Origin of the sequence: Clostridium sp. AM27-28 (assembly GCF_003480955.1) — a bacterium.
GTDB classification, from domain to species: Bacteria; Bacillota; Clostridia; order Lachnospirales; family Lachnospiraceae; genus Otoolea; species Otoolea fessa.
The window spans coordinates 39,684-51,745 of sequence record NZ_QUJT01000016.1 but is presented as its reverse complement, the minus strand read 5'-3'; the positions used below and the strand labels follow the sequence as shown (position 1 = coordinate 51,745).

The window sequence follows — 12,062 nt, the reverse complement described above, 5'->3', positions numbered from 1 at the left end:
TCCTGAAGGATGAAAGATAGAGAGTAGAAGAAATTCAGTGTGCAGTTTTGAAGATATGTAAAAAAGACCGTTGTACAGAAATGTATGACGGTTTTTTGTGTAATAGGAAATTCCTTGGAAGTCCCTATTACACAAAAAGGCACTAACGTGCCAATGATGCGCACGTATGCGTTGACAGAAAACTCATTGTTTTCTGCTTTTTATAGCCGCGGAGGTATCTGGTGTTTTGCACATTTCTTTTTGAGCGCTGTGCTGTTTCTGCGTCGCCAGAAAGAATATCTCTTTCTATTTTTGCCAAGATTATATGAGTTCTGAACCCGAAATTTAAGGATGCGTCATGCTGCTCATGCAGCGAGAAGACGGTAACATCCGATGAAAAGAATAGATTTTTCGATTTTTTTGAAAAAGTAGTTGACATTTAAAATATAATCGGTTATACTTATCTACGTTGTTGGAAAGCAATATTCCTCGATAGCTCAGTCGGTAGAGCACGCGGCTGTTAACCGCGCTGTCGTAGGTTCGAGTCCTACTCGGGGAGTTTTTTGATCCATATACTTTATGGACCTTTAGCTCAGTTGGTTAGAGCAACCGGCTCATAACCGGTCGGTCCCGGGTTCGAGTCCCCGAAGGTCCACTCTACCCAATATGAGGTAAATAAATAATTTAATATTTGGCCCGGTGGCTCAGCTGGTTAGAGCGCCGCCCTGTCACGGCGGAGGTCGTGGGTTCGAACCCCATCCGGGTCGTTTTGATACGACTGTTATAAATTGGTTCGCGTAAGCGGATTGAGGGACAGAGTATCGTAATGGGGTCTTAGCTCAGCTGGGAGAGCATCTGCCTTACAAGCAGAGGGTCACAGGTTCGAGCCCTGTAGGCCCCATTTCATTGTTGGAAAGTAAGAAGAATTTCTGGTTGTTATATCGATATAATTTGAAATGAATCAACAATAAAAGAAATTCAAAAAAATCTAAAAAACAGTTGACATTCTTCAGAATGAGTTGTATAATATGACTTGTTCGTTAAGAATAAAAAGTATGTGTGTGTAGCTCAGCTGGATAGAGCACTTGGCTACGGACCAAGGTGTCGGGAGTTCGAATCTTCTCACGCACGTCGATTTCTCTGGTTGTCAGAGAGCAAAAAGCATCCTTTTGAGGGTGCTTTTTTTGTATAATAGGGAATTCCAAGGAATTTCCTATTACACAAAAATGCACTAACGTGCCAATGATGTGCACTTGCGCGAAGATGCAGGTTGTCGCAAGCGACGCGCTCGGCGCGAGAATGTGTCAAGGCAGCAACTGTTCACAGGTAGGAATTTTCTGAACTGAAAATTCCGTACGATACAGTTCTGGCAGCAGATTTTGTCGATTTAGAATGTGCAGTATCGGCAAAATCCCGTTGATGGGCACACGTGTGCGAACCGTAACCCTGAGCACATTCTTTATTCCGTTTACGACAGCCCGGAATTGACTTTTTACCGCATGACCGATATAATAATAGGGCTGTCCCTATCAAGGCAGATAGCTTTGCGGTTTCTATGAAAGACCGCGTGGAGGAATTATGAAAACAGAATATCTGATAAAAATTGGTTCTGTCGCTAAATGGCTGGTGCCGTTTTTTGCAGCGGTGGCGCTGCTGAACGCGTAGGTTTTAAGTGGGCAGAATAAAATAGAAAGGCTGGGAAGAAGCTGGGAGATGCATCACGGATTCTGACACAGCGGAAAGGAGAAGAGATGCAGTTAGTTCAGTTAGATATGAAGCAGATATCGAGCGAGGCAGAGATTTACGACTGCCTGGTCGGTCAGATGAATTTTACCAATGCCGATGAAAAACCGGAATGGATGAATGTGATTGAGATGAACGAGCGGGATCCGTATGAGATGGATACAGAAGAACAGCCGGAGGATCCGGAGTTTAAGAAAATTCTGGAGACACCGGAGAAGACATTGGATGGTCTGGTACAGATGCTGGCTGCCCGCCTGGCAGATGATTACTGCCTGGAAGTAATCCGGGATGAAGCGGCGGATGATGAGAAGAAAGAACTGGAAAAACGTCTGGAACGCGCACTGGAAGATGCGGCGCGCACAATCGATGAAAGAGACGGGAAATTGTATGCAATACTTGAGGATACAAAACCCATGGCATTCTCCGTTATCTGATGAGCCGGAAGAAGGATTGATTCCATGTGAGGTGGTTCGGTCTTCCCGGAAGACGATCGCCATCCAGATCACGGCGGAAGGACGCCTGGTACTCCGGATTCCGAGGAGGGCTTCGGTGCAGGCTGCGATGCGGTTTGCCGAGGAGCACCGCGACTGGATAGAAGTCCATTATAAAGAAGCGGTGGAACGCCAGAGGAACCGGAAAACATATGGAGCGGAAGAAATCCGAAATTTCACAGAAAAGCTGCGCCCGGTGCTCATGCACCGGGTTGCTTTATATGCGGCGTGCATGGGCGTAACCTATGGAAAAATCACAATCCGGAACCAGAAAACGCGTTGGGGAAGCTGCAGCGCAGCTGGAAACCTAAATTTTAACTGGCGGTTGGCACTTTTGCCGGAGGATCTGATGAATTATGTGATTGTCCATGAGCTGGCACACCGGCTGGAAATGAACCATTCCGCGCGTTTCTGGACGCAGGTGGAGAATATACTGCCGGACTGGCGGGAACGGCGCAGGCGGCTTAGGGAGTATGTGATATAGAAAAGAAGTACATCTAGATAATAGGAGGAACAAAATGGCAGAAGAAGTCTGGATGCTTCAGACCAAGAAAGCAGATTTTAAGCAGATCGGGGCGCGGTTTCGGATCGATCCGGTTACGGCGCGTATTATCCGGAACCGTGGGATCGAAGGAGAGGCGGCGATCGACCGCTATTTAAATGGCACGCTGGATGATCTGTATGATCCGATGCTGTTAAAAGATATGGAGCGTGCCGTTTCCATCCTGTGCGAGGCTGTGGATACTGGAAAGAAGATACGGATCGTCGGTGATTATGATATTGACGGCGTCTGTTCGACGTACATATTATTGCAGGCATTTGAACGGCTGGGCAGTGATGTAGATTTTGAGATACCGGATCGCATCAAGGATGGCTACGGAATCAATGAATCGATCATCGAACAGGCGCACGCGGACGGCGTGGAGGTGATTCTGACTTGTGACAATGGTATTTCCGCGTTCCATCAGGTGGAGCTGGCGAAGAAATATGGCATGACGGTTGTCATCACGGATCATCATGAGGTGCCCTTAGATGGGGAAAAAGAGAAGATTCCCCCGGCGGATGCGGTGATCGATCCGAAACAGGCAGACTGTCCGTACCCATTTCCGGAGATCTGCGGCGCAGTGGTGGCGTACAAGCTGGTGCAGGTTTTATATGCTCGCCGGGGCGTGCCGCAGATGGAATGGCTGGATTTGCTTGAATTTGCCGCGATTGCGACGGTCGGTGATGTGATGAAGCTGCAGGATGAGAACCGGATTCTGGTAAAATACGGTCTTAAAAAGATGGCGCAGACCAAAAATCTAGGGCTTCGCAGACTGGCGGAGAAAAATAATCTTGATCTGGGGGCGATCACAGCATACCATATCGGATTTGTCATTGGACCGTGCCTGAATGCGGGCGGACGATTAAAAACGGCAAAGGAAGCGCTGGCGCTTCTGCGGGCGCAGAGTGAGGAAGAGGCGGAACGCCTGGCAGAGGAACTTAAGGAATTAAATGATACCCGCAAGGATATGACCGAGCAGGGGACTGAGGCGGCGAAGCTGCAGGTAGAGAGCTGGTACCAGAAGGACAAGGTGCTGGTGGTCTTTCTGCCAGAATGCCATGAATCGCTGGCGGGCATTATTGCAGGGCGCCTGAGGGAATATTATCAGAAGCCGGCGATCGTGCTGACGCGCGGCGAGGAGGCGGTCAAAGGCTCGGGACGTTCCATCGATGAGTACCATATGTTTAAAAAGCTGACAGAGGTCAGCGATCTGCTGCTCAAATTTGGCGGGCATCCGCTGGCAGCCGGGCTTTCGCTGGAAGAGAAGAACATTGACGAGTTCCGGCGCAGACTGAATGAAAATGCGGGGCTGACGGAGGAAGATTTTAAAGCGAAAGTCTGGATCGATGTGCCGATGCCGGTGGGATATGTGACAGAACGACTTGTGAGGGAGCTTTCCTGTCTCGAACCGTTTGGACAGGGTAACGAAAAACCGCTGTTTGCAGAGAAATCACTTCGCATCCGGGCGAGCCGCGTGCTGGGGCGCAACCGGAATGTCGTAAAAATGACGTTGGAAGAGACAGACGGACACGCGATCGAGGCGCTATATTTCGGTGACGGAACGGCGTTTGAGGAAGAGCGCGCCGGACGGCGGGAGATCGACGTCGTGTATTATCCGGACATCAATGAGTACAATGGAAGAAAAACGCTGCAGGCGGTGATTCGCCGTTATAAATTCCGGGGGTAAATGGCATGATAACGAGAAAAGATGTGATGCCGGTCAATTTCCTGAAAAAAGAAAAATTTACCGGAAGTGATACCGGGATGCGCTACCGGATGGAGATGACAAAGCGCGAAGTACCGAAAGAAGACGGCGCAGATGGCGAGACGGTCGAGGAGACAGTCCTGACCGTGACATCGTGGCCGGAACCATATGGATACGACGCAACGCCGGAAGAGGAGAAGACCCGCGAGGAATTTCCGTTTTCGGAAGAAGGAATTGTGAGCGGGGTAGAGTGGCTGAACGGGCAGCATGCGCGGTATGTGAAGCCTGAAAAATAGACGGTTGCGTGAACAGAAAGAGTGAAAAAGTAGAATGAGTTGGAAAAAGACATTTTATGAGGGGCTAAAGAGCGGTATCCCCATTGGACTGGGGTATCTGCCGGTCTCCTTTACGTTTGGCTTCCTGGCGGTGTCGGGCGGTCTGTCGGTCTGGGTAGCAGTTTTTATATCGCTGACGAACTTAACGAGCGCCGGACAGTTCGCAGGGACAAACCTGATTCTGGCGGGGGCTGGGTACTTTGAGGTGGCATTGACGACGTTTGTCATTAACCTGCGCTATATGCTGATGTCACTGTCCCTGTCCCAGAAGCTCGATGAAAAGACGGGAACCGGGGCGCGCTTGGCATTGGCATTCGGCATCACGGATGAGACGTTTGTCGTCAGTTCCCTGCATCCGGGCATTTTGAAAGCGTCGTATATGCTGGGACTTATCACGATGCCGATTCTGGGGTGGAATCTTGGAACCTGGCTGGGAGGCGCGATCTCGGCGGTTCTGCCGCAGGCGCTGCAGAATGCGATGGGAATTGCCCTGTACGCGATGTTTATTGCACTGATTCTGCCGGCGGCACGCAAATCGCGGTCGGTGTGCTGCGTCATCATTCTGGCAGTTGTGATGGTGTGCATTTTAAAATATGTTCCGGTTTTTGCCGGTATTTCCTCCGGTTTCCGGGTGATTCTGGTTACGATCGCGGCATCGGCGTTCGGTGCATGGAAATTCCCGCATGATCCCGACGGTAAAGAAGCCGGTCAGGACGAGAGTCAGAAAGAGGGGGCAGAATGATGAATACAGCAGAGGCAGCAGGAGCAGCCGGAACACTCGATATGAAATACGTGCTGACCTGTGTCCTTTTGATGGCACTGGTTACATATATTCCACGTGTTCTTCCGGTTACGATTTTCCGGAAACAGATCCGTTCGAAGTTTATCCGATCTTTCTTAGATTATACGCCGTATGCAGTGCTGGGAGCACTGACATTTCCGGATGTATTTACCTCCACAGGACATCTCTATTCGGCGGTCGGAGGAACGATCGTAGCGGTGATTTTGGGATATAAGGGAAAGAGCCTGGTGGTAGTGGCGATCGCGGCGATTGTGACGGTTTACCTGCTTGAGATGGCAGGCGGAGCCGGTCTTTTGGCGTCGCTTTCATTTTAAGAAAAATTTAAAATGAATATGCGCGAAAGCGCGGGAAATTCATCATAAATAAAAACGAAAGGTGCAGACAAGATGATTACAATGAAGGGAGCCGCTGTTTCGGCAAAGCTGAAAGAGCAGGTGGAAAAAGGGCTGGAAACCCTGACATGGGTGCCGAAACTGACGATTATCCGGGTGGGCGAGAATCCGGATGATATTTCCTATGAGAAAGGCGCGACGAAGAAGCTGACATCGTTCGGGCTTGAGGTGGAATCGAAGGTATTTCCGGGAGATATCTCGGACGAGGCATTTAAGAGGGAGTTTGCGGCGATCAATGCGGATGCGTCGGTGGACGGTATTTTAATGCTGCGCCCGCTTCCAAAACAGATCAACGAGCAGGATATTGAAAAAATGATCGATCCGGCGAAGGATCTGGACGGTATTTCCCCAGTCAATATCGCAAAGGTGTTCAGCGGCGATACGAGCGGTTTTGCGCCGTGTACGGCGGAGGCAGTGGTATGCATGCTGAAAATGAACGATATCGCGCTTTCTGGCAAACGGGTGGCAGTCGTAGGAAGAAGCATGGTTGTGGGACGCCCGCTTTCGATGCTGCTTCTGCATGAAAATGCGACCGTGACCATCTGCCACTCGAGAACTGCCAGCCTGCCGGAGGTATGCCGGGAGGCGGATATTCTGACTGCCTGCGTGGGAAAAGCAGCGATGATTAACCACACTTATGTAAAAAAGGATGCGGTTGTCATTGACGTTGGGATCAATGTAGATGAAAATGGAAAACTCTGCGGCGATGTGGATTTTGCCGATCTGGAAGGAACTGCTTCGGCGGCAACCCCGGTTCCGGGCGGTGTCGGCGGCGTGACGACGGCGGTTTTGGCACAGCATCTGGTGCGCGCAGCACGGATGAAACAGGAAAAAAATAGTAATAAATAAGCGAAAGAAAGTTAAGAGAAAAGCAATACATTTCCTCTCGTTTTCAGGTATAACTATAGTAAGAATGACAGTGTACCAGCAGTTATTCCGGAAGGTCCGAACCCATTGTGGGGTGGAACTCACGGATGAAACAGAAAAACGGGAGGAATTTTTTATGAGAAAAATGGGGATGATGCGAAACAGGATGGCATTTCTGCTGGCAGCAGGAACGATGACAATGACGTCGGCGGCAGGTCTGGCAGGTTGTACGTCCGCACCGGCATCGGTGACGGTGCAGTCGGCGGAAAATACGGGGATCACGGTGACGAGCCAGGAGAAAATCAAGGCGGAGCCGGATATTGCGGAAATTACCTACAGTGTCTATTCACAGGCGGCGGATGCGAGCACCTGCCAGTCGGAGAATCAGACGGATTTGGATGCGGTTCTGGCGCTTTTGAAGGAAAAGGGAATTGCAGATACCTCGGTGCAGACGAGCGGTCTGGGGCTGAATCCGATCTATGACTGGGACAATGGCAAGAAGATCACTGGTTATGAGATGACGACGGAGGTTGTTGTATCGGATGTTGCGATTGAGGATGCAGGGGCGATCATCAGCGATTCGGTCAATGCGGGTATCAATTCGATCGATTCGGTCCAGTACCAGTGCAGCAATTTTGATGAGATTTATCAGGAAGCGCTCAAAAAAGCCATTGAGTCGGCGCGCGTGAAAGCCGAAGCGATGGCGGAGGCAGGCGGCTGCAAGCTGGGAACGATGACGAATGTGCAGGAGTACAGCAGCGGTCAGCAGGCGCGTTATTATGACACTTCTTACAGCAGCGGCATGGCGATGAAGGAAATGGCGATGGAAGATGCGGGTGCAGGCAGAAACCTGATGCCGGGGCAGGTGGATGTTGAGGCAGAGGTGTCGGCTACGTTTTCCATTCAATAGGGATCAGCTGCATGAAAGGTTGTCTGGTTTCGGAGGAAAAATCGGATTTTAAACAGGAAAAGGGAATAAACACAAATTGTATAAACCTTCGCATATCTGGGATACTAACAGTGTGAAATGAATGGTCGGAAACGGCTGCTGTTTCATGAGAATGTAGAACAGAATGCGGAGGTTTATTTTTTATGTGGGGAATGATAACCGCGCTGGTTTCCGGCGCACTCATGAGTATACAGGGCGTGTTTAATTCTGCCGTGATGAAGCAGACCAGCATGTGGGTATCGGCTGGCTGGGTGCAGATAAGTGCATTTGTGGTTTGCCTGCTGATGTGGCTTTTTACGGGGCGCGGCGCGGTATCGGAGCTTTGGCAGATCGAACCGCGGTATATGCTGACCGGCGGCGTGATCGGGGCATTTATCACGTACACGGTCATCAAGAGCTTTGACGCGCTGGGACCGGCAAAATCAGCGCTTCTGATCGTCGTGGCGCAGATCCTGGTGGCCTACCTGATCGAGGTGTTTGGCTGGTTCGGTGTGGAGAAAGCGGGATTTGAGTGGCGCAAGGCGATCGGGGCGGCGGTTGCGATTGCGGGGATTGTGATTTTCAGATGGGAATAAAAATTTTCTGCTTGTGTTTAAAGGGGGTTTTGGTTAGAATAGAATTACGGACAAAACGCGCCTCGGAAAAAGAGGGGTGCAGAAGATGAAACAGACAAATCAAACAGTAAATCGGAAACGATGGATGCGAACAGGGGCAGTCGGCGTGGTATTTTTGGCGGCTGTTTTGTGTTTTGGTGTGCAGAGCCGGAGAGAGAAGCAGACGGTGGTGCTGGAGACGCAGAACAGTTTTTCAAAAGAAGAGGATGATTCGCAGGAAAACTCCGAACGTCCAGCAAAACGGTCAAACAGCGGGGCAGTGGATGGGGATAATGAAGCAGCAGAGAACGCTGCGCCTGAGGGGCAATCAAAAGAAAATCCCCAAACGCCGGAACCGAGAATCCTATATATCCACGTCTGCGGCGAGGTAGCCGCACCGGGCGTCTATGAGCTTCCGGCGGGCAGCCGTATGTATGAGGCGGTTGAAAAGGCGGGCGGGATGACGTCGGAGGCGGCGCAGGAATATGTAAATCTGGCGCAGGCGATCGAGGATGGACAGCAGCTTCGGATTCCGAGCCGGGAAGAGATTCGGAAATATCAGGAAACAGGGAAGGATGTCTCCGGGTTTCTGGGAGCCGGAGGCGCTGCTGGGAATGGCAGCGAGTCAGCTTCGCAGAAATCTGGAAGTAGTGCAGCATTGATTAATTTAAACACAGCTTCCAAAGAAGAGTTGATGACTTTAAACGGTATCGGTGCGGCGCGGGCGGAAGCGATTCTTTCTTACCGGGAGCAGAAGGGCGGTTTCCGGACGATTGAGGATATTATGAAGGTGCCTGGCATCAAGAACGCGGCATTTCAGAAGATAAAAGATAAGATTACAGTATAGAGAGATAGAAGCATAGTGGTTGAGGTGGAGAATGGCGAAGGTATTAGTGGTAGATGATGAAAAATTAATAGTAAAAGGAATCCGTTTCAGTCTGGAACAGGATGGATTTGAAGTTGCCTGCGCCTATGACGGGGAGGAAGCGCTTCAGATGGCGAAGGAGATGGAGTATGATATGGTTCTTCTGGACGTGATGCTGCCGAAGCTGAACGGATTTGAAGTCTGCCAGGCAATCCGGGAGTTCTCCGAGATGCCGATCATTATGCTGACCGCAAAAGGCGACGATATGGATAAGATTCTGGGGTTGGAATACGGCGCCGATGATTATATCACGAAGCCATTTAACATTTTGGAAGTAAAGGCGCGCATCAAGGCGATCCTGCGCCGCAACTCCAAGAAATCGAGACAGGAGCCGCAGCAGACAAAGAAAGTCATCGAGGCGGGCGATCTGACGCTGGATTCGGACAGCCGCCGGGTCTTTATCGCTTCCCGCGAGATCAATCTGACCGCGAAGGAATTTGACCTTCTGGAGCTCCTGGTGTGCAATCCGGGCAAGGTTTACAGCCGCGAGGAGCTGCTGCGCTTTGTCTGGGGCAACCGGGCGGCGGCGGGCGGCGATGTTCGCACCGTAGACGTTCATGTGCGGCGGCTGCGCGAGAAGATCGAGCCGAGTCCGAGTGATCCGAAATATGTACATACGAAATGGGGCGTGGGGTACTACTTCCGGATTCGGTAATGTAGAAAAGAACTCAGAAGAGGATGAAAGGGGCGCTGCAGGGGAGTGTGTATCCCGGCAGCTGCTCTTTTTCTTTAGGTGGCAAAGGCAGATGGGGCAGAGAATGAACGAGGAAAACCAAAAACAGGATCAGAAGGATGAAATTGCAGGGAAGCAGGAAGAGCCGGGACAGATAGTTTCAGAAAAAGTGGAGAAGAAACGAGAGGAAAAACCAAAGAAAAAGCGTCTCCGCATCCAGGGCGCCGCATGGAGGCGGCTGGATAACACGGCGAAGCTCTTTGCGGCGGTGTCGGGCGAGGATTTAAGCAGTGTATTCCGGATCTCGGCGGTTCTGAAAGAAAAAGTAGATCCGGAGCTTTTGCAAAGGGCGCTTGTGCGGACACTTCCGGAGTTTGAAAATTTCCGGGTGAAGCTGCGGAAGGGATTTTTCTGGTATTATTTTGAGACGAACAACCGGAATCCGGGCGTGGAAGAAGAACAGAGTGCACCGTGCCGTTTCATTGATCCGCACCGGGGCGCGCGGTTCCCGTTCCGTGTGAGCTACTATGGATGCAGGATCAATTTTGAAGTGTTTCATGGGTTGACGGACGGACTGGGGGCGCTGCGGTTTGCTTCACGGCTTACAGAACATTATCTGGAACTGGTGAAAAAATTGCCGGTTATGGTGCAGGAGCGGGAGTTTTCGCCGCTCCGGGAGGACGATTATCTGCGACATTACCGGAAACTGCCGCATCGGCATTATAACAGCAGACCGGCGATTGCGATTCAGGGGGAATTTCTCCCATTTGATCAGATGGCAGTGCTGCAGGGGACGATTGAGGTGTCGGCACTGAAGACGGAATGCAGGAAGGTGGGTGTCAGCATCACCAAATATCTGGCGGCGGTGCTTCTCTGGGCGATCATCCAGACGGAGACGGATGGGAAAACGCTGAAACGTCCGGTGGCGCTCAATCTTCCGGTGAACCTACGGAATTTTTTTGAGTCGGAGACGCTGGCAAACTTCTTTGCTGTCGTGAATATTTCGTGGGCGGCGGGAAAGGCACCGGAGGCATTGGAAGAAGTGATTGCGTCTGTGGGCCGCCAGATGGATGAGCAGATCGTGAAGGAGCGGCTGGAGGAGACGATCTCCTACAATGTGTCGAATGAGAAAAAATGGTATGTGCGGGCGATCCCGCTATTTGTCAAACATCTGGCGATGCAGTTGATTTTTCTGCACACCAGCCGCGCCCACACGATGACATTTTCCAACATCGGACCGGCGCAGGTTCGGGAGGAACTGAAAGATTCGATCGAGGGCTTTCAGCTTCTTGTCGGCGCATCGCCGAAGCAGCGGATGAAATGCGGGGCGGTGGCGTATGACGGGAAATTATGCCTGTCGTTTACGAGCGCGATGGCAGAGAACCGGCTTCCGGAGTTTTTCTTTCACTTTTTGGAGGAAAAGGGCATCCGGGTAGAGCGAGAGAGCAATGGAATCACGGATACGGAGCATGATAAAGGACGTTATCCAGTGATTGCTCAGGATCGAGAGCGCGTGCGCCGTGCGGTGCGGGGATTTTATGTGTCATTGGTGCTCGTATCGCTTCTGGCGGGGCTTACGAATCTGGCGACTTATCATCGGATTCCGTTTAAATGGTCGCTTCTGACGGCGGGCGCGGCGGCATATGTGGCGATGACGCTGCGGTTTTCGGTCATGCGGCATGCGAGCCTGGCAGGAACGCTGGTGCGGCAGTCCCTGGGAATTCAGGCAATTTTGCTTCTGATTGACGCGCTTACAGGGCTTCGGGGGTGGTCGGTGGACTACGCGATCCCATGCGTCGCACTGTTTGAGGTGGCGGCGGTTCTTCTGATGATGTTAGTCAACCGGATGAACTGGCAGAGCTATTTTATGTATCAGATCACAATTACATTTCTGAGCTTTGTGCCGTTGATTTTCTGGAAAATCGGGTGGACGCATCATCCGCGTCTGACGGTGCTGGCAGCAGGTGTGTCGGTGGCAGCGCTGGCGGCGACGGTGATTCTGGGCGACCGGAGTGTGAAGCGGGAATTGAAGAGGCGGTTTCATGTGTAAATGGCAGGAAAATC

12 protein-coding genes and 5 tRNA genes are annotated in these 12,062 nt (G+C 51.2%); all 17 read left to right on the top strand.

Annotation, left to right across the window (positions count from 1 at the left end; translation table 11 throughout):
- Positions 1-465 precede the first annotated feature (465 nt).
- The 17 genes from DW720_RS14545 (at position 466) to DW720_RS14465 (ending at position 12,048) form a co-directional block, all read left to right on the top strand.
- A tRNA-Asn gene (locus tag DW720_RS14545) sits at positions 466-538 on the top strand.
- Positions 539-560: 22 nt separating this feature from the next.
- Positions 561-634: transfer RNA gene (locus DW720_RS14540), tRNA-Ile, on the top strand.
- Positions 635-672: 38 nt separating this feature from the next.
- Positions 673-746: transfer RNA gene (locus DW720_RS14535), tRNA-Asp, on the top strand.
- A 61-nt stretch (positions 747-807) separates the two neighbouring features.
- Positions 808-880 (top strand) — tRNA-Val (locus DW720_RS14530).
- 156 nt (positions 881-1,036) lie between these two features.
- Positions 1,037-1,110 (top strand) — tRNA-Arg (locus DW720_RS14525).
- Between the two features lie 620 nt (positions 1,111-1,730).
- Positions 1,731-2,156: a hypothetical protein gene (locus tag DW720_RS14520; RefSeq protein WP_022358685.1), complete on the top strand. Its 426-nt coding sequence runs from the start codon at positions 1,731-1,733 to the stop codon at positions 2,154-2,156.
- A complete protein-coding gene (locus DW720_RS14515; RefSeq protein ID WP_107001307.1) occupies positions 2,110-2,697 on the top strand; it encodes a M48 family metallopeptidase in 588 nt (195 codons plus the stop codon). The genes DW720_RS14520 and DW720_RS14515 overlap by 47 nt, the downstream gene beginning before the upstream one ends.
- Before the next feature lie 34 nt (positions 2,698-2,731).
- Complete coding sequence (gene recJ, locus DW720_RS14510; RefSeq protein WP_118492520.1) at positions 2,732-4,444, top strand: single-stranded-DNA-specific exonuclease RecJ; 1,713 nt, start codon at positions 2,732-2,734, stop codon at positions 4,442-4,444.
- A 5-nt stretch (positions 4,445-4,449) separates the two neighbouring features.
- The gene (locus DW720_RS14505) at positions 4,450-4,758 is read left to right on the top strand and encodes a hypothetical protein (RefSeq protein WP_107001309.1); all 309 of its coding nucleotides are present in this window, start codon (positions 4,450-4,452) and stop codon (positions 4,756-4,758) included.
- Positions 4,759-4,792: 34 nt separating this feature from the next.
- Positions 4,793-5,539: an AzlC family ABC transporter permease gene (locus DW720_RS14500; protein WP_118492518.1), complete on the top strand. Its 747-nt coding sequence runs from the start codon at positions 4,793-4,795 to the stop codon at positions 5,537-5,539.
- Positions 5,540-5,580: 41 nt separating this feature from the next.
- Complete coding sequence (locus DW720_RS14495; protein ID WP_117796890.1) at positions 5,581-5,913, top strand: AzlD domain-containing protein; 333 nt, start codon at positions 5,581-5,583, stop codon at positions 5,911-5,913.
- Positions 5,914-5,985: 72 nt separating this feature from the next.
- On the top strand, positions 5,986-6,840 hold the full coding sequence (locus tag DW720_RS14490) for a bifunctional 5,10-methylenetetrahydrofolate dehydrogenase/5,10-methenyltetrahydrofolate cyclohydrolase (RefSeq protein ID WP_118492516.1): 855 nt from the start codon (positions 5,986-5,988) through the stop codon (positions 6,838-6,840).
- 154 nt (positions 6,841-6,994) lie between these two features.
- Positions 6,995-7,768, top strand: coding sequence for an SIMPL domain-containing protein (locus DW720_RS14485; RefSeq protein WP_242995821.1), 774 nt, complete (start codon positions 6,995-6,997; stop codon positions 7,766-7,768).
- A 182-nt stretch (positions 7,769-7,950) separates the two neighbouring features.
- Positions 7,951-8,382 (top strand): DMT family transporter, encoded by a 432-nt coding sequence (locus DW720_RS14480; protein WP_022359281.1) that lies wholly within the window; start codon positions 7,951-7,953, stop codon positions 8,380-8,382.
- Positions 8,383-8,467: 85 nt separating this feature from the next.
- On the top strand, positions 8,468-9,247 hold the full coding sequence (locus DW720_RS14475; protein ID WP_118492512.1) for a helix-hairpin-helix domain-containing protein: 780 nt from the start codon (positions 8,468-8,470) through the stop codon (positions 9,245-9,247).
- 31 nt (positions 9,248-9,278) lie between these two features.
- On the top strand, positions 9,279-9,980 hold the full coding sequence (locus DW720_RS14470; RefSeq protein WP_118468546.1) for a response regulator transcription factor: 702 nt from the start codon (positions 9,279-9,281) through the stop codon (positions 9,978-9,980).
- A 91-nt stretch (positions 9,981-10,071) separates the two neighbouring features.
- The gene (locus DW720_RS14465; protein WP_243033999.1) at positions 10,072-12,048 is read left to right on the top strand and encodes a DUF6320 domain-containing protein; all 1,977 of its coding nucleotides are present in this window, start codon (positions 10,072-10,074) and stop codon (positions 12,046-12,048) included.
- Positions 12,049-12,062 lie beyond the last annotated feature (14 nt).

Bases quoted from the DNA above. Each gene is read 5' to 3' on its own strand.
- DW720_RS14475 (WP_118492512.1), top strand. From the start codon at position 8,468: ATGAAACAGACAAATCAAACAGTAAATCGGAAACGATGGATGCGAACA.
- DW720_RS14470 (WP_118468546.1), top strand. From the start codon at position 9,279: ATGGCGAAGGTATTAGTGGTAGATGATGAAAAATTAATAGTAAAAGGA.
- DW720_RS14490 (WP_118492516.1), top strand. From the start codon at position 5,986: ATGATTACAATGAAGGGAGCCGCTGTTTCGGCAAAGCTGAAAGAGCAG.
- DW720_RS14515 (WP_107001307.1), top strand. From the start codon at position 2,110: ATGCAATACTTGAGGATACAAAACCCATGGCATTCTCCGTTATCTGAT.
- DW720_RS14465 (WP_243033999.1), top strand. From the start codon at position 10,072: ATGGGGCAGAGAATGAACGAGGAAAACCAAAAACAGGATCAGAAGGAT.
- DW720_RS14500 (WP_118492518.1), top strand. From the start codon at position 4,793: ATGAGTTGGAAAAAGACATTTTATGAGGGGCTAAAGAGCGGTATCCCC.
- DW720_RS14480 (WP_022359281.1), top strand. From the start codon at position 7,951: ATGTGGGGAATGATAACCGCGCTGGTTTCCGGCGCACTCATGAGTATA.
- DW720_RS14520 (WP_022358685.1), top strand. From the start codon at position 1,731: ATGCAGTTAGTTCAGTTAGATATGAAGCAGATATCGAGCGAGGCAGAG.
- recJ (WP_118492520.1), top strand. From the start codon at position 2,732: ATGGCAGAAGAAGTCTGGATGCTTCAGACCAAGAAAGCAGATTTTAAG.
- DW720_RS14495 (WP_117796890.1), top strand. From the start codon at position 5,581: ATGAAATACGTGCTGACCTGTGTCCTTTTGATGGCACTGGTTACATAT.
- DW720_RS14505 (WP_107001309.1), top strand. From the start codon at position 4,450: ATGATAACGAGAAAAGATGTGATGCCGGTCAATTTCCTGAAAAAAGAA.
- DW720_RS14485 (WP_242995821.1), top strand. From the start codon at position 6,995: ATGAGAAAAATGGGGATGATGCGAAACAGGATGGCATTTCTGCTGGCA.